Raw genomic sequence first — 17,087 nt, 5'->3', positions numbered from 1 at the left:
CCACAAACCGACTCCCATGATCAGCGCTTGCACCATTGCCCTCCTCCGTCGGCCAACAGCCTTGTCTTCCAACCAGAGCCAGCCTAGGCCAGTCGGCTACAGAGGGGCAGCGTTGGCAGACAGTTTCGCAACTGTCCTGCCAGCGGGCGAGGACCCTGGAGAAAAACCGATTAGAGTGAAAAATAGAGCCGTTACTTCATTTTTGATGCCATGACCACCTCCACCCTCGATGCTGCCGCTATCCTTGAGGCGTTGCGCCCGGTTCAAGATCCGGAGCTGCGCCGCAGCCTGGTGGAACTGAACATGATCCGCGACATTCGCGTCGAGCCGGAGCGGGTGGCCTTTACCCTGGTGCTGACGACACCGGCCTGCCCCTTGCGGGAATTCATCGTCGAGGAGTGCAAGGCTGCCATCCGCCGCCTGGCTCCCGTTGAAACCATCGAGGTCACGGTTACAGCAGAAACTCCCCGCTCGCCCTCCCTGCCGGATCGCCAGTCTGTCCCCGGCGTGCGCAACATCATCGCCATCTCCAGCGGCAAGGGGGGGGTGGGCAAAACCTCAGTATCGGTGAATGTGGCGGTTGCCCTGGCCCAGAGCGGAGCGCGGGTGGGGCTGCTGGATGCCGATATCTACGGCCCCAATGTGCCGCTGATGCTGGGGTTGCAGGATCAGTCTCTGTTGGTGCGCAAGCGGGAAGACGGCGGCGAGGACATCTTCCCCCTGGAGAACTACGGCGTCAAGATGGTGTCGATGGGTCTCTTGGTGGGGCGGGATCAGCCGGTGATCTGGCGGGGGCCGATGCTCAACGGCGTCATCCGGCAATTCCTCTACCAGGTGCAGTGGGGGGAGCTGGACTATCTCATCGTGGACATGCCCCCCGGCACCGGGGATGCGCAACTGACCCTGGTGCAGGCGGTGCCGCTGGCGGGAGCTGTGATCGTCACTACGCCGCAGTCGGTGGCCCTGCTGGATAGCCGCAAGGGCTTGAACATGTTTCGCCAGTTGGGGGTGCCCATTCTCGGCATTGTGGAGAACATGAGTTACTTCATTCCACCCGACCTACCGGATCGCCAGTACGATATCTTCGGCTCAGCCGGTGGAGAGACCACGGCCCGCGAGCTGGGGATCCCACTGCTGGGGCGGATCCCGTTGGAGATTGCCCTGCGCCAAGGGGGAGATGCGGGTCAGCCGATTGTGGTCGGCCAGCCCGAGTCGGCTTCGGCCCAGGCCCTGCGGCAAATTGCCAAAACTTTGGCGGGCCGCGTCTCCATGCTGGCTTTGGGGGCCGGCTAGAAGCGCTCTGCTTCCACCAACGAGACCCCAAAGCTGCGTCCCCCCAGCACAATGCCCTCTTGGGCCTTGCCACGCACAGTTACGGTGCTGTTCATGGCCGGCAGGCCCTTGTTGGTGATGACCCAGAGGGAGCCGCTGTTGTCTTGGATCTCGTACATGCCCTGGCCAAACACGCCTATTTGATTGACCACACGACCGCGGACGTACACATTGGTGTAGCGAGAAGGATTTTGTTCGATCTGGGCGATGGGAGTTGTGCCGATGCCCAGCCGCGCCAACGGCCCACACCCTGCCAGGGCTAGGCTGACGCAGAGCAAGAGTACCCAAGATCCGCCGCGGAACGATTGGCCAAGTTGCCGTTTCATGGGTTGCTTCCCTCACGAGCACTTGCTCCCACCATAGCAAGCCGGCAGCAGATCCACCGCCAAGCTAGAACTTCTCGCCAATGCCAAAGTGCAGTTGGGCCTGGCCGGCCTCTCCTTGACCAACGGCGTAGTCAATGCGCAGCGGCCCCAGGGGAGATTGGATGCGGATACCGGCCCCCAGCCCGAAACCGCTGCCCGGCTTGTTGCGCACCGCCGCAGGATTGCCGATGACCGCCGCGCCGCTGCCCAGATCGGTGCCGTAGTCGGCGAAGACCACTGCCCCCACCGGGTCGAAAAGGGGAAAACGCAACTCCGCCGTCGCCGTGGCAAAGCTGCGACCGGAGCCGACGCCACCCTCAAAAAATCCCCGCACCGAGCTGCCCCCGCCGATGGGGAAAGCATCGTAGGGAGCCAAGTCGCCAATTGTGGTGCCCGCCCGCACGTCAAAGGCCAGCACCTGCGGTCGTTCGCTGCGGGTCTCGAACAGTTTGACGGGAATGAACTGGCTGTAGCTAGTCTCGAGGCGGTTGGCGTTGAGGCCATTCTCGAAAAGACGTACCGACTGTTCGCTGGAGATGCGAAAGACGGATCCCTGGCTGGGGCTGTTGGGGTTGTCGCGGCTGTCGTTGACGAGGCCGAGCCGCAGGGTGGTGTAGCTGTCTTGGCCGCTGGCGCTGAAGGTAATCGGGTTGCCCAGCACATCAAAGCGCTCCTGCTCGCCGTTGCTGTTGCGGGCTTCCACAAATTGGATGCGGGTGCCCAAGCTGGCCCGCCAATTGCCCCCAATGGGACGCGAGAAGGTGACGCTGCCGCCCAGCCGGTTGATGCGCACGGGATCCCCGTTGGGCAAGGTCAATCCCTCGTTGAAAACAAAGCTGGAGCTCTGCTGGTTGGAGATATTGACGTTGTAGGAGGTGGGGATCTCCAGCGTGGCAATGCGCGGGTCGGTGAAGTTCAAATCAAACAGAGTTTCGTTGGTGCCCAACTGCACATTGAAGCTGGCGCTCTGGTTGTTGCCGCCCAAGTTTTCTTCCGAGACGCTGAGGCCAGCAAAGACCCCTGTGGCCGAGCTGACGCCGATGGTGCCGCTCAAGGTGCCGGTGCGGCGCTCTTCCACGTTCACCACCACCACCACCTTGTCGGGATCCTGGCCGGGGTTGAGCCCCACATTTACATCCTGAAAGAGGTTGAGGTTGAAAACCGCCTGCAGGTCTTCCTGGATTTGGTTGCGGTTGAACACATCCCCCGGCTTGGACTTCAGCTCGCGGGTGATGATGAAGTCGCGGGTTTTGGTGTTGCCCTGCACGCGAATATCCTCGATCTCCCCTTCGGCAATTTCCAGGGTGAGAGTGCCATCTTCGGAGGAGCGCACATCTGTCACTTTGGCCAGCACGTAGCCCTTGTCGGCATACCACTGCTCAATCTCGGCCACCGCCGCTTGCAACTTGCCAAAGTTGAGCACCCGCCCTTCCTGGTCGGCAAAGGCCTTCTGGAGCACCTCCGGATCCAAAACTTTTGCCCCTTCCGTGCGCACGGCTTTGAGGGTGGGGTTGGGCTTGACTTCAAAGGTGACTCGCACCCCCAGAGGCGTATCGGAAGGCACCGCCCGCACATCGGCAAAAAAACCGGTGGCAAACACGGCGTTGATGTCTTCCCGCAGTTGGGAACGAGTGGAGACCTCGCCGGCGCGGGTGCGAATAGCCTTGTAAACCTGCTCGATCAGCTCTGGGTCGTCGGTACCCTCGACCACCACTTCTGCCACCAAAACTTCAACTTCTGGCTCGCCGGCGGCGGGGGTAGGTGTGGGGGTGGGTTGGGCGGGGGCATCGCCACCGGTGCGCAGATCCAGGGTGCCGGGTTGGGGTTGTGCCCAAGCTGCAGCGGTGTGTAGCACCATCCCACAGGTCAGGGCTGAAGCTAGCCAAGGGCAGAGTTGCCTGGAACAATTCATAGGGATCCCTCGCACACCACAAAGATTGGAAAGCTGGGCCAAGATTGCACTAAAACCCTCTGCCGCCCAGCGGTGGACAATTGCCCTGAATTATATCAACCCCCATCCCTGCGGATCCGAGCATTGCCGCGAGCCGGATTGCGGGCTTGGGCAGTCTGAAGTGCAAGCAGCCGCCTCTTCTTTACGGCAGGCGCAGGGATCCCTGGCAGCGCTGGCCACAGGTCTGCGGCTCGGCTGCCTCGGCGGACAGGTTGGCTTGGGAGTTGAGGATAAGGATTGTGATGGGGGCAGGGGGCGGTGAGGGGCTGCTGCGCCAACCCCATCTGCCGGCGAAGTGCTGCGTTGGGGTGTTGGGCACGACGAAGACAATGTTTTGTAGGACATTGCTTTGTAGAGGGGTGGCGCTGTTCTGTCTGCTGTCGAGGAGCACCGTTTGCTCCGGCAGGAGCGTCTGGGCCAGAGCGGCTGGAGCTAGGCCTAGGCAGAGCAGAGCTGCTGCCCCAGAGAGGGGTTTGGCCGACATCATCACCGTTTTCCCCGTAGAGCCGAGATGCTAGCACCCTAGCTCGCCCTGCTGAAATGGCTCCACCCCTTTGCCGCAAAAAGGGTTACGCAACAGGGCAAGCTTCTCCCCTGCGCCTGAGGAAGCTGCGAACTCTGCCCTCTTCCAGGGAAAGCCTCAGAAACTTACGCCCCCATGCGGATACTGCCGAGCTAGTCACCTGCCCCTGAACCATCTGGTTGGGCCCGCTCCCGCTCTTGGCTAAGACGGGCCACCTGGGCTTCCAGCTCTTGAATGCGGTGCAACAACTGCTCGATTGCCCGTCCCACCGGGTCAGGCATGAGGTGGTGATCGAGGTCGATGCCGTGGGCGGGGATGCGGCGTTGATGGGGTGGGATGACCGCTCGACCTGGGATCCCGACTACCGTCATGCCGGGGGCCACATCTTGAATCACCACTGCATTGGCCCCGATGCGGGCTCTGGCGCCGATGCGAACTGGCCCCAGGATCTTCGCCCCTGTGCCCACGATCACCCCATCTTCTAGGGTGGGATGCCGTTTACCTTTGGTCCAAGAGGTGCCCCCCAAGGTAACCCCGTGGTAGAGGGTGACGTCATCGCCAATTTCCGCCGTCTCCCCGATCACCACGCCACAACCATGGTCAATGAAAAAGCGCCGTCCAATCCGGGCTGCCGGGTGGATTTCGATCAACGTAAAGGAGCGAGAAATGAAACTGAGCAAGCGGGCCAGAAAAAAGCAGCGCCGCTGCCACAGCCAATGGGCGATGCGGTGTAGGAAGAGAGCATGTACCCCGGGGTAGGTGAAAAGTACCTCCCAGCGGTTGCGCGCCGCCGGATCCCGCTCGAAGACGCAGTCGATGTCTTCCCAGAATTGCTGCCAGAACCCCAGTTTTGGCTCCGGCTTGGCAGAAGAGGAAGAATCACTCCCCCCTGTCTCAGGGCTTTCCACCGCCGACGGCAAGGACTCCGTCCCGCTAACGCGAGAGGACTCTGTCCTGCTGGCGCGAGAGGACTCCGTTAGCATGAATGGCCTCCGGTGAGAAACCTCCACTGCTTCCCCTTCTAGCACTTTTTGTCGTCAGCAGGGGGAGCCCCCGCCAGGCTCCAGGATGCCTGTTGACGCTTTTCGTCAAAAGTGGATGAAAATGAGATTACGATAGGAGCTGAATTTGCCTGTCCCCTGTTGTCGCTAAACTGGCTGGCTACCATGCTGGATCCCCTTTTGGAAGAGAAAATCCGCAACCAGGTTCGTACCCACAAAGTGCTGATTTATATGAAGGGCACCCCAGAAATGCCCCTATGTGGGTTTTCCTACGCTGCCGTTCGCATATTGGATAGCTTGGGCTTCCCCTACACAGCAATTAACGTGCTGGAGGATCCCGAGCTTCGCCAAGGGATCAAAGAGTTTTCCAACTGGCCGACCATTCCGCAAATCTACATTGACGGGGAGTTTGTGGGCGGCTGCGACATCCTCCAAGAGATGCACGCCCGCAACGAGCTGCGCCCCCTGGTGGAGGCGGCTTTTGCCAAGGCCAGCACTCAATCTTGAAGATCCCATGCTCACCCCGAACCGCCTTCGGCAGCTCCTGGCCGAGAAACTACAGGCCACCTACGCCTATGTAGAGGACGAATCCCACCGCCACGCTGGCCATAGGGGACGGCAGCAGGGATCCGGGGGGCACTACCGCGTGCAGGTGGTGTCGCCTCTGTTTGCCGGCAAAACTTCTCTGCAACGACACCGCTTGGTGTACGCCGCTCTGGCTGAGGAGATGGGGCAGAGTATCCATGCTTTGGCGTTGCAAACTTACAGCCCGGAAGAGGTGTCGGCAGCCGGGATCCCTCACGATTGGATAACATAGAGGGCGAAATAGCTGCCCCGGCGGGGTAAGGGAGGAAGTATGGCAGCGCTTTTGGCCACCTGGCTGATGTCGGCCTTGAGCGTGATGATTTTGGCTTGGCTTTTGCCCGGGATCCACGTCTCCGGGTTTGGAGGTGCCTTGGTAGCGGCACTGGCTATTGGGCTAGTCAACAGCTTGGTGAAGCCGTTTCTGCAGTTGATCACCCTGCCGATTACAATCCTGACGCTAGGTTTGTTTTGGCTGATTTTAAACGGCATCTGCTTAGCCATTGCCGACTTCTTGGCCGGAGATGCTTTCAACATCGACAACTTTGGTTGGGCGTTTGTCGGTGCCATCGTGCTCTCCCTCGTCAGCGGCTTGGTTCAGCGCATCTTCGAGCAAGCCAGCTAGGCTTGAATTTCTCGTGAAGGGATAAAACCTTTCCGCATCCTGTGATCCAGCAAGCGACTGGTTAGGATCCCTCCTAGCCAGGGAGGTGTTTCCATACTTGGCTTAATGCTGGAAAATCCATTATAGGTAGGTTTCAACTCTGAACCAAGAACTGGGATATTCGTGCGCTCGCACAAGCCGGGATAAAGTCCTGCCAGGCCACCTCGAACCTCTCTTCAGCAAGATTGTATCCCGCTAGCCCTCTATCTTTGTTGCTGACAACCACAGCCACTCGAAATAGGAAACAGCACGCCAGGGTTATTGCAAATCGCATCCAAACTGCTTGTTGTGTAGATCTCCAGCTCCTTTTTTTGTAGAGATGGTTGCAGCAGTGCAGAGGGCCAGAGGAGAGTCTTTAACTTGCTTGGAACGGCCCGTGTTAGATCAGAATCTACAATTTAGGAGCTGACGGGTATGAAGGCGTTGTTGCTCTATCCTCGCTTTCCCCAATCTTTCTGGTCATACAATCGCACCATTGAGATGGTCGGTCTGAAAGCACTGATGCCACCTCTGGGCTTGATCACAGTTGCCGCTCTGTTGCCCCAGGACTGGGAGCTTCGCTTTGTGGATCGCAATGTTGCCCCCGAAACGGAAGCCGATTGGCAGTGGTGTGACCTGGTGATCCTGTCGGCCATGCTGGTGCAGAAGCAGGATTTTCACGCCTTAATTCGCAAAGCTGTGCAATTGGGTAAAAAGGTGGCAGTGGGAGGGCCCTATCCCACTTCTCTGCCCCAAGATGCTCTCGACTCTGGAGCCCACTACCTGGTTTTGGACGAAGGGGAAGTGACCATACCGGCTTTTGTCAAGGCTCTAGAATCTGGGCAAGAAGTGGGCATTTTTCGAGCCACAGAAAAGCCAGATGTCACCCAAAGCCCTCTGCCGAGATTTGACCTGCTGCGCATGGATCAATACTTCATGATGTCAGTGCAATTCTCGCGGGGTTGCCCCTTTAATTGCGAGTTTTGTGACATCATCTCTCTTTATGGACGCAAGCCCAGAACCAAAGAGCCAAGCCAAATGCTTGCCGAGCTGCAAGCCCTCTACGACCTGGGCTGGCGTGGCTCGGTCTTTGTGGTGGATGACAACTTTATCGGCAACCAGCGCAATGTCAAGCGATTTTTACGCGAGCTGATCCCGTGGAGCAAGGAGCGCAACTATCCATTTACCTTTATGACAGAGGCTTCTGTCAACCTAGCTGAAGATGAAGAGTTGATGCAGTTGATGGTAGAAGCGGGGTTCTATGCGGTCTTTCTGGGTATTGAGACCCCAGACCAAGACAGCTTACAGATGACTCAAAAGCTACAGAATACCCGCCACCCCCTGGTAGAGGCTTGTCGCAAGATCAACGATGCTGGGCTGTTGATCTACGCCGGGTTTATTCTGGGCTTTGACGGAGAGCGGCCAGGTGCGGGGGAGCGCATTCAGGCTTTTGTCGAGCAGACCGGTATTCCTCAGCCGATGTTGGGCATTTTACAGGCTCTACCCAACACCCAACTGTGGAATCGCCTCAAAAAAGAGCAGCGGTTGCTGGAGGGAATTGGCGTCACCGAATTTGGGGATCAAAACACGCTGATGAACTTTATTCCCACCCGTTCTCCATCTGAAATTGCCCGGGAATATCTGGAGAGTTTTTGGAAGTTGTATGAGCCAGCGCGATATCTCTCTCGTTGTCTGCGACAATGCCTGAATATAGGGGTTAAAGCAGGCCGGCGACAAGTGATGAGGCTGCCCCTTCAGAAAGGGATCCACCTCCTTCTCCAGCTCATTTGGCAACAAGGGATCCGCCACCCGCAAATTCGCGCCCAATTTTGGCGACAACTGTGGACAATTTGGCGGCGCAAGCCCAGCCTGCTGAACCTGTATTTGGGTTTGTGCGCGGCAGGGGAACACTTTTGGGAGTACCGGGAGTTGGCCCGCGCTCGCCTCAGCCAGCAACTAGGATACGATCCGTTGCCTGCCGACTCATCGTCAGGATAAATGCGACGACGACAGTTTGCAGCACTGGGGCTGGGATCCCTCTGGGCTCTTCAGGGGGGCTCTCTGCAGGCCTAGACCGCTGGAGATTGGTTGGCCGTGGAGCTGTTCAGCCGCTGGGGTGGGGTTCCCTGAACAGCTCTTTTGTCTTGAATCCGCAGCCCTAACATCTGCACCGGCTCCTTACTCCACCCCAAGCAGGGGGTCTGGTGCCATCCCAACCTGAGAAGCTGTCCTCAGGAGCTAGCTTTGGGAGTGACCTTCAAAATGGTGGAACGGGATCTAGACGGAGCTGAACCATTCGCCTGGGGCTCCTTGGCCATCCCACCGCCGGTGGAAGCTGCTTGTGCTCCGCGCCGCTGCCGCAGTCCAGCCGCCTTGGCCTGCTGGCCTGTCATGCTGGCCTTCATTTTGGCTTTGCTGGTTGAGAGGGCTTTCCCTTTGACAGAAGAACCTTCTTTTTCGGCCAACACCTGCAGGGCCATTTCCAGGGTGACTGCTTCGGCAGGGATCTCCTTGGGCAAAGAAGCATTGACCTTGCCGTGTTTGACATACAGCCCGTACGGGCCGTCGTGCAAAGTGACCGCTTCGCCATCCTCAGGATGGGATCCCAGCTCGCGCAGGGGTTTGGCCGAGCCGCGCCCACGGCCTTTTTTGGGCTGGGCCAGCAGCTCCAGCGCCCGCTCCAAGCTGATGGTCAGCACATTCTCATCGGCAGGCAGCGAGCGGAAATCCCCGTCGCAGACCACGTAGGGGCCGAAGCGGCCAATCCCTGCTTGCACCTTCTTCCCCGACTCTGGGTGCTCCCCCAACGTGCGCGGCAGGCTGAGCAGCTCGAGGGCAATCTCAGGGGTGACCTCCTCCGGCTTCAGCCCTTTGGGGAGGGAGGTGCGCTTGGGCTTTTTGTTCTTCTCCGACACTTCCCCCAACTGCACATAAGGGCCGTAGGGACCCTGGGGAATCACGTAGACCGGCTCTTGGGTTTCCGGGTGGAAGGCGATGGGCTTGGAACCTTCCTGCTTGCGCCGAATGAGTTCCTCGATGTGTTCGGCGCTGAGATCGGCGGGGGGAATATCCTCCGGCAGGTTGGCGCGCACCTCTCCCGATTCAGTCTCTACCGACACATAGGGGCCGTAGGGGCCAATGCCGATCTTGACAGGCAGGTTCTCCAGGTGAATGGAGCGGGCCAGGCCGGAGTCGATTTCCAACTCGCGCGCCTTCACCTGGCCTTCTAGACCCTGCTCTCCCAGAAAGAAGTGGCGCAAATAGGGCAGCCAGTCTGCCTGGCCAGAAGCGATGTCATCGAGGGTTTGCTCCATCTCGGCGGTGAAGCGGGTGTTCACTAAGTTGGGAAAGTATTTTTCCAGTAGCTCGGTAACCGCAAAGGCTGTGTAGGTGGGCACAAGAGCGTTCCCCATCGACCTCACGTAGCCACGGCTCATGATGGTGTTCAGGATGGTGGCGTAGGTGCTGGGGCGGCCAATCCCCTCACTTTCCAACACCTTGACCAGGGAAGCCTCCGTAAAGCGAGGCGGCGGCTGGGTTTCGTGGCCCACCGGCTCCAACTGCAGGCAGCTCAAGGGATCCCCCTGCCGCAACAGGGGCAGGTGCACTTCCCGATCTTCCAAAGCCGCCTCTGGGTCGTCGGATCCCTCCACATAGGCGCGGAAGAAGCCGGGAAAATCGATGCGCTTGCCACTGGCCCGAAACACCGCATCATCCACCGTGATGAGCACAATGGTGTGGGTCTGTCGTGCCTCGGCCATTTGGCTAGCGACGGTACGCTTCCAGATCAGGTCGTAGAGGGCTAGCTCCTGCCCTGTGAGGGGGGTTTGGCTGGGCAGGCGAAATTCTGACCCGGCGGGACGAATGGCCTCGTGGGCTTCTTGCGCCCCCTTGGTTTTGGTGGTGTACTGCCGAGGTTCGGGGCTGAGGTACTCCTTGCCGTACATCGACTCCACGCAGGCGCGGGCAGCGCGGATGGCCTGTTCCGACAGGTGTACCGAGTCGGTACGCATGTAGGTGATGTAGCCCTCTTCATAGAGCTTTTGGGCGATGCGCATCGTCTGCTGAGCCGACAGGCGCAGCTTGCGGTTGGCCTCCTGTTGCAGCGTGGAGGTGGTAAAAGGAGGGGCGGGCTTGCGGGTGGAGGGGCGTTCTTCAACCGAGCTGACGACCCAAGCTTTCCCCAGCAGGCGATCCCGTAGGGCCTCGGCCTGGGCTTGATCCAACAGCACCACATCCCGTCCGGCGATGAGCTGCCCGGTGCTGGGATCGAAGTCTTGTCCGCTGGCCAGACGTTTGCCGCCCAGGCTCACCAGCTCTGCCGGGAAGGAGGCGGCTTGGCCTGCTGTCCTCGGTTGCAAATCCGCTTTCAGATCCCAGTAGGTGGCTTTTTTAAAGGCGCGCCGCTCCCGCTCCCGATCCACCAAGAGCTTCACCGCCACCGATTGCACCCGACCTGCCGAGAGTTTGGGGGCAATTTTTTTCCACAGCAGCGGCGACAGAGTGTAACCCACCAGGCGATCCAAGATGCGGCGCGTCTCTTGGGCCCGCACCAGTTGCTCGTCCACCTCACGGCAATTTTGCAGCGCCTCCTGAATGGCCTCGCGGGTGATCTCATGGAACACCATGCGGCGGGTGGGCACCTTGGGCTGCAGCACCTGTTGCAGGTGCCAACTGATACTTTCCCCCTCCCGGTCTTCGTCAGTGGCCAGAATCAGCTCGTCGGCTTTCTTGAGCGCCTCCTTCAGCTCTTTGACTACCTTTCTTTTGTCCTTCGGGATCACGTAGAGAGGCTCGAAGTTGGCGTGGACATTGACTCCGAGACGGCTCCACTCTTCTCCCTTCACCTCCTCAGGAATGTCAGAGGCCGACTCCGGCAGATCGCGTACATGTCCCATCGAGGCTTGCACCTCATAGCCGGCGGGCAAGAAGCCGCGGATGGTACGGGCTTTGGTGGGAGATTCGACAATGACCAGCTTGGGCATGATGATGTTGACTAGAAGGAATCGACTGAAGGTGGTGAGCCTCCCGACCCAGGGGTACGGCGGATCAGCGCCCACAATCGGGTCTACCTATGGATCCATCGCTGCTTCTTCTGGAGCCTAGCAAGTCTGCTTGCGCTTGGCTAGCGGTTCTGGGCGGTTGACCTGGGCAGTCTGCTCCTATTCGACCTCTTAGCACAACCATGAAGCTGCATCACTTTTCTATTCGCACCGCCGATATTTTTCGCTCCATCGCCTTTTACGAGGGGCTGGGCTTTGTGGTGGAAGAACGGTTTACCGCCGGGATCACCTTAGCCTGTTGGATGCACAGCCCCTGGGGTCGCCTGGAGCTGATGCAGGTGCCGCAGCCCCATCCCGCGCCGGATCCTTTCGGGGATCCTCACTATGTAGGCTACTACCATCCCTCTTTGGAGATTGGCCCTGAATGGGGATCCCTGGCCGACTATCTGCAGCATCTGGAGGCGCAGGTGCCCCTCACCTTGCTGTTGCCGCCGCAACGCCAGCAAATTGGCGGCCAAGTCTATGAGGTAGCGTTCATCGCCGATCCCGATGGCCTGCCGATCGAGCTCATCCGCCCCCAGGGATCCCCAGGATTAGAATAAGGTTTGCCCCGACGCAGGGCTCCAGGGAATATCTCCTTAATTGATGGAACGAGCGGATGCGGGTGGAGGCGGTCGCTCTCTCTAGCTGAGCTGGCCCTTAGGGATCCCAGCGCTAGAGGCGTTCCTTGGCGGGCCAGCAAAAGCGGCAGGGGCAAAACCAGCGCCCCAAAATAGTGCCTAGAAAGGCAGCTCCCCCTCTTCGGGGGCTAGGGGGGACTCGGTTGCCGGCGGGCCGTAGGTTTCACCCAGATCCGGGGCTCCTTCTGCCTCCAGGCTCTCGAGAGCGGACAGTTCTGCCGTCGCCTCCTTGGGCGAGGGCAGGATCCCTTGCAAATCTATCAGGCTGCCGTTGAAATGCTCGGCAAACCGACGGGCCACCTCCGCCAGCTCATGGGCCAGGTCGTAGGAGGGTGACCTTGCGGTTTGCACCACTGGGGCAGTAGATTGCGGGGCCCTCAGCTCCGCCTGTCTTGGAAGAGGGAGCTCGGGGGAAGGAGGGCTGCTCTCCAACCTTGGGTCACGGGCCGCAGCTGGGCCAGCATGCCCCTCCCGTAGGCGAGGCGGTGGCTGTACCACCAGCTTCAGCCGCACCGGGCGCCGCAGCAGGTTGTAAAGAGCAGAGTGTACCTCGGCTTCTTTGCTGCGCACTTTCTCCACCAGGCCCTTATTGGGAAAAGCAAGGGTAATTTCTAAGGTCTCCGTCCCATCGAGCCAAACAAGAGCCTCCTGCTGCAAATGGCCGGATGCCAATAGCCCTCGCGTGATGGGGCGGAGGTTTTCAAGAAACTGCTCCCAGCGGGGCCGCAACACCTGGGCAGACGCCGGATCCTTTGCCTTTTCCGGAGGGAGCGGCTCTTGTGGGCTGGGTCCTTGCGGCAGGGGCGTCAAGTCCCCTGCTGGGCTAGGGGAAGGGGTGAAGGACTCTGGGGTGGCTGTTGCTGTAGCCCTCTGCTTTTGTTCTGCTGGGGTGCGAGGGGGGACATCGACACTTTTCTCAGCAGAAGGTAAGCCCGCAGAGGCAAGGGGGATCGCGGCGCTGGCTGCAGCCCCTGTGCGCAGCTGGCCCAGCAGATCCAGCAGAGCAATTTCCAGCCAAAGTTGGGGTTGCCCGCTCTGGCGAATTTGCGGCTCGCACTGGCGCAGATGGCTCTGGGCCGCCAGCAGCATCTCCACCGAGTAGCGAGGGGCCCGCTGTTGCAAGGCTGCCCAGGTGGGATCCGTTACCGCTGCCAACTGCCGCTGCTGGGGGGCCGTCTTGGCCAGGAGCAGATCCCGGTAAAAAGCCACCAGGTTCTGCAGCACCACCAGGGGCTCTTTGCCCCGCTCCAGCAATTGCCGCGTTTGAGCCAGCACCCCCTCTACATCGTCAGCCAGCAGGGCATCCGTCAACTCCAAAAGCTGCCGTTCCGGGATCCCGCCCACCAAGTCCCACACGGCTTCTGGGGTGATGGATCCCTCCAGCAAGCTAAGCTGATCCAGCAGCCGTTCGGCATCCCTTAGCCCCCCCTGGGCAAGCTGGGCCACCAGCTGCAAGGCTTCTGCCGTGATGGGGATCCCTTCCTGGGCGGCGATCTGGCCCAGGTGGGCCACCATGTCCTCGAGGGGGATGCGGCGGAAGTCAAAGCGCTGACAGCGGGAAACGACGGTAGGCAGAACCCGCTGCGGGTCGGTGGTGGCCAGGACAAACACCACGCGGGGGGGCGGCTCTTCCAGGGTCTTCAGCAAAGCGTTGAAGGCGGCATTGCTGAGCATGTGGCACTCGTCGATGACATAGACCTTGTAGCGGCTATTTACCGGCGCAAACTGGGCCCGCTCGATCAGCTCGCGGATGTTGTCCACGCCGGTGTTGCTGGCCGCGTCGATCTCAATCACATCTAAAGAAGAGCCGGCGGTGATGGCGCGGCACTGGCTGCACACCTGACAGGGATCCGGTGTTGGCCCCTGCTCGCAATTTAAGGACTTGGCTAGAATGCGGGCGCTGGAGGTCTTGCCCGTGCCGCGCGGACCACAGAACAAGTAGGCCGGCGCCACCCGGTTTTGCCGGATGGCATTGGCCAAAGTCTGCACCACCGCCCCTTGGCCCACCACATCGGCAAAACGCTGCGGGCGGTATTTCAGATGCAGGGGTTCGTACTTGCCAGCGGCGGCCATTTCCGAAGATCTCCGAGCAAGCAGCGCCCCAGCCGAGACCGCTATCGCCGGGCGATGCGGAGGCAATCCCAGAGGGCTCCCCTATTCTGCCCCTTGCCCCTCAGGAGCGACGCTGGGTGATGCCACCTCCTGGGTGGGTAGAGCTTTTGGCCGCCGGCCGTTGGGATCCCGGCGGCGCAGGAGAGCTATCCGGGGCAGCTGCAGCTTCCAGCGGGGGGCATCCAGTTGGTCCACGTGCTGCAGGCGGTAGCTGAGCTGGTACAGCTCCCTCTTGAGCCGACGATTTTCCGCCTGAATGGCGGCGATGCGCTCGCGGATGGGTTGCAGGCGGGCCTGCAGCTTACGTCGGTAGAGCTCTGGTAGCTCCTGGATCATCTGCTCCAGCACCTGCTTTTCTTGGTAGAGCTGCTCGATCTCGGCCTCATAGCTGCGAATCTGTCGGTGTTGCTTTTCTTGGCGCAGCTCCAAAAGATCGATCTGGCTCTGCAGCAGGCGGTTGCGCTCCCTCAACGCCTCGATCTCCTGCTCCCGCGCCGCCAGCGCTTGCACCCACCAGGACTCTGCCCTGCTATCGCCAACAGGCTCGCCGCCGCAAATCGTTTCTTGCATCGACTCTTCCTCAACCCACCATCCCCATCCGCTACTCTATCCAGCCTGCTGGGGCGAGGCCAGGGGTTTCTGGGAAGCCAGCGCTTGCTGCACCTGGGCTTCCAGCTCCGCCAGGGATCCAGAATTGTCCAGCACTACATGGGCGCGACAGGCCTTTTCCTCTAGGGGCCACTGGCTGGCCAGGCGAGCTTCAATTTCTGCCGGTGTCAGGAGGGGATCCCGCTGGGCCAGGCGCTGCCGCTGCTGCTCAGGGGTACAGGTCACCACCCAGATCTCGCTGACCCAGTTTTCCATGTGGGCCTCAAACAGCAGCGGGATCATCAGGCAAACGGTGGGAGGGCCGTCCTTTTGAGGATTTGCAACCCCTTCCTCAGGCGGCACAGAGGCTCCGTGAGACTGGAGAAACTCCCGCAGCCGCGCTTTGACAAACGGGTGAATCTGGGCTTCCAGCCAGGCCCGCTCGGCGGCATCGGCAAAGATAATCTGCCCTAACTGGCGGCGATCCAGCTCTCCAGAGGGATCCCGGATGGCCTGGCCATAGCGCTGCAGCACCCGCTCGCGGATGGGGGATCCCACCGCCAAGGCCTGGCGGGCCATCTGATCCGCATCGGCCACTGGGATCCCGTGCCGTTCCAAGATGCGGGCCACTGTGGATTTACCGGTGGCTATGCCGCCCGTCAAGCCGATGATTCTCATGGGAGCTGTACGATTTCACACAAGTTAGAGCCAGCCTCTCACCCCCGGCCCCTCTCCCTCTGGGAGAGGGGAGATGGTTGCAGATCCCCCTCAAGGAGAGGCCATCTGGGCAGAGGCTGGGGAAAGGCAAGGTGCTGTCAAGAGACTATACTCTAAGCCTTCCACCAAGGCCCGGCAGGAGGCTTCGATGATGTTGGTGGAAACTCCCACCGTGGTCCAGCGGCGGTGGCCATCGCTGAACTCCACCAGCACCCGCGTTTTTGCCGAGGTGCCGGCCCGCCCATCCAAGATGCGCACTTTGTAGTCGGCCAGGTGAATCCCTTCCAGTTGGGGGTAGAACTCCAGCAAGGCTTTGCGCAGCGCCCCATCCAAAGCCGCCACCGGCCCATTGCCTTCCGCTGCCGTTACCCGCGTCTGCCCTTGCACCGCAATCTTCACCGCCGCCAAGGACTGCACATCCCCCGCCTCACCACTGGGATCCCAGTCTTTGCTGCTCCAGTCGGAGCGGGTAGTGGTGCTGACATTAAAGCTAAGCACCTCAAATGGATGCAAGCGCTGACCTAACAGCTCCCGCACCAGCAGCTCAAAGCTGGCCTCAGCCGCCTCAAACTGATAGCCCTGCAGCTCCAGGGTCTTCAACCGCTCTAGGATCAAGCGGGCTTGGGGATCTGACTTGTCCAGCCGGATCCCGAAGCCGGCCACTTTGCTGAGGATATTGCTCAGCCCCGCTTGTTCCGAAACCACGATGCGCCGGCAGTTGCCCACCTGCTCCGGGGCAATGTGCTCGTAGGTGAGGGGGTTTTTCTGGACGGCGCTAACGTGGATCCCGCCCTTGTGGGCAAAGGCCGACCGGCCCACAAAGGGGGCATGGTCATCCGGAGCCAGGTTGACCACCTCGCTGATGGCGCGGGAGATCTCCGTCAGGTGTTGCAGCTTCCCTTCCGGCAGACAGCGGTAGCCCAGCTTTAGTTGCAGGTTGGGGATGACGCTGCACAGGTCGGCGTTGCCACAGCGCTCCCCATAGCCGTTGATGGTGCCTTGCACCATGCGCGCCCCCGCCTGGACTGCCGCCAGGGCATTGGCCACAGCAGTGCCGGAATCGTTGTGGGTGTGGATCCCCAGGGGCAAATGCCCCAGGTGATGGGACTCGGCCAAGACGGCTGCGGTGATGGCGGCAATCTCGGGGGGCAGGGATCCGCCGTTGGTATCGCAGAGAACCAGCCACTCTGCCCCCGCTTCTGCCGCCGCCACGAGGGTTTGCAGGGCGTAGTCGGAGTTATGGCGATAGGCGTCAAACCAGTGCTCAGCATCGTAGATCACCCGTCGCCCCTGGGAGCGCAAATAGGTAATGGTGTCGCGGATCATGGCCAGGTTTTCGGCCAAGGTGGTGCCCAGCCCCTCAGTCACATGCAGATCCCAGGACTTGCCGAACACCGTCACGTAGCGGGTGCCCGCCGCCAAGATGGCCTGCAGCAGGGGGTCGTCAGCCGCCCGCCGCCCCGGCTTGCGGGTGGAGCAAAAGGCCACCAGCTCCGCCTGCTCCAGAGGCTCTTCCCGCAGTTGCCAGAAAAACTGCACATCCTTGGGATTGGCCCCCGGCCAGCCCCCCTCGATAAACGGGATCCCCAG

General features: G+C 60.6%; 15 protein-coding genes. 6 read left to right on the top strand and 9 right to left on the bottom strand.

Annotation, left to right across the window (positions count from 1 at the left end; all coding sequences use genetic code 11):
- The first annotated feature begins 210 nt into the window (after window positions 1–210).
- Window positions 211–1,293 (top strand): Mrp/NBP35 family ATP-binding protein, encoded by a 1,083-nt coding sequence (locus NW852_RS06115; protein ID WP_414366727.1) that lies wholly within the window; start codon window positions 211–213, stop codon window positions 1,291–1,293.
- Here NW852_RS06115 and NW852_RS06110 read toward each other — a convergent pair.
- The 4 genes from NW852_RS06110 to cysE all read right to left on the bottom strand — a co-directional run bounded on the left by NW852_RS06110 (window position 1,290) and on the right by cysE (window position 5,154).
- Complete coding sequence (locus NW852_RS06110) at window positions 1,290–1,658, bottom strand: hypothetical protein (protein WP_414366725.1); 369 nt, start codon at window positions 1,656–1,658, stop codon at window positions 1,290–1,292. The genes NW852_RS06115 and NW852_RS06110 overlap by 4 nt on opposite strands.
- Before the next feature lie 64 nt (window positions 1,659–1,722).
- On the bottom strand, window positions 1,723–3,609 hold the full coding sequence (locus NW852_RS06105; protein ID WP_414372231.1) for a BamA/TamA family outer membrane protein: 1,887 nt from the start codon (window positions 3,607–3,609) through the stop codon (window positions 1,723–1,725).
- Window positions 3,610–3,790: 181 nt separating this feature from the next.
- A complete protein-coding gene (locus NW852_RS06100; RefSeq protein WP_414372229.1) occupies window positions 3,791–4,135 on the bottom strand; it encodes a hypothetical protein in 345 nt (114 codons plus the stop codon).
- A gap of 188 nt (window positions 4,136–4,323) precedes the next feature.
- Window positions 4,324–5,154: a serine O-acetyltransferase gene (gene cysE, locus NW852_RS06095; RefSeq protein ID WP_414365973.1), complete on the bottom strand. Its 831-nt coding sequence runs from the start codon at window positions 5,152–5,154 to the stop codon at window positions 4,324–4,326.
- 186 nt (window positions 5,155–5,340) lie between these two features.
- Between cysE and grxD the strand changes: the two genes are divergently transcribed.
- The 4 genes from grxD to NW852_RS06075 all read left to right on the top strand — a co-directional run bounded on the left by grxD (window position 5,341) and on the right by NW852_RS06075 (window position 8,395).
- Complete coding sequence (grxD, locus tag NW852_RS06090) at window positions 5,341–5,679, top strand: Grx4 family monothiol glutaredoxin (RefSeq protein WP_414365983.1); 339 nt, start codon at window positions 5,341–5,343, stop codon at window positions 5,677–5,679.
- 7 nt (window positions 5,680–5,686) lie between these two features.
- On the top strand, window positions 5,687–5,989 hold the full coding sequence (locus tag NW852_RS06085; RefSeq protein ID WP_414372226.1) for a BolA family protein: 303 nt from the start codon (window positions 5,687–5,689) through the stop codon (window positions 5,987–5,989).
- Window positions 5,990–6,028: 39 nt separating this feature from the next.
- Complete coding sequence (locus tag NW852_RS06080) at window positions 6,029–6,379, top strand: phage holin family protein (RefSeq protein ID WP_414365975.1); 351 nt, start codon at window positions 6,029–6,031, stop codon at window positions 6,377–6,379.
- A gap of 453 nt (window positions 6,380–6,832) precedes the next feature.
- On the top strand, window positions 6,833–8,395 hold the full coding sequence (locus tag NW852_RS06075; protein ID WP_414426554.1) for a B12-binding domain-containing radical SAM protein: 1,563 nt from the start codon (window positions 6,833–6,835) through the stop codon (window positions 8,393–8,395).
- 233 nt (window positions 8,396–8,628) lie between these two features.
- On the opposite strand, the gene topA is transcribed toward NW852_RS06075, so the two are convergent.
- A complete protein-coding gene (topA, locus tag NW852_RS06070; protein WP_414426553.1) occupies window positions 8,629–11,382 on the bottom strand; it encodes a type I DNA topoisomerase in 2,754 nt (917 codons plus the stop codon).
- Window positions 11,383–11,582: 200 nt separating this feature from the next.
- Between topA and NW852_RS06065 the strand changes: the two genes are divergently transcribed.
- A complete protein-coding gene (locus tag NW852_RS06065; protein WP_414365978.1) occupies window positions 11,583–12,002 on the top strand; it encodes a VOC family protein in 420 nt (139 codons plus the stop codon).
- Between the two features lie 177 nt (window positions 12,003–12,179).
- On the opposite strand, the gene NW852_RS06060 is transcribed toward NW852_RS06065, so the two are convergent.
- From NW852_RS06060 to cimA, 4 genes are all read right to left on the bottom strand, one after another.
- Window positions 12,180–14,153, bottom strand: a complete 1,974-nt coding sequence (locus tag NW852_RS06060; protein ID WP_414372222.1) for a DNA polymerase III subunit gamma/tau — start codon at window positions 14,151–14,153, stop codon at window positions 12,180–12,182.
- An 81-nt stretch (window positions 14,154–14,234) separates the two neighbouring features.
- Complete coding sequence (locus NW852_RS06055; protein WP_414365980.1) at window positions 14,235–14,762, bottom strand: hypothetical protein; 528 nt, start codon at window positions 14,760–14,762, stop codon at window positions 14,235–14,237.
- Window positions 14,763–14,798: 36 nt separating this feature from the next.
- The gene (gene coaE, locus NW852_RS06050) at window positions 14,799–15,458 is read right to left on the bottom strand and encodes a dephospho-CoA kinase (RefSeq protein ID WP_414365981.1); all 660 of its coding nucleotides are present in this window, start codon (window positions 15,456–15,458) and stop codon (window positions 14,799–14,801) included.
- Between the two features lie 90 nt (window positions 15,459–15,548).
- On the bottom strand, window positions 15,549–17,087 hold a 1,539-nt coding region (cimA, locus tag NW852_RS06045), incomplete at its 5' end, for a citramalate synthase (RefSeq protein ID WP_414426552.1).

It is taken from the genome of Synechococcus sp. H60.1, assembly GCF_047462335.1.
Taxonomy (GTDB): Bacteria; Cyanobacteriota; Cyanobacteriia; order Thermostichales; family Thermostichaceae; genus Thermostichus.
This window is presented reverse-complemented; position numbering and strand designations above follow the sequence as displayed.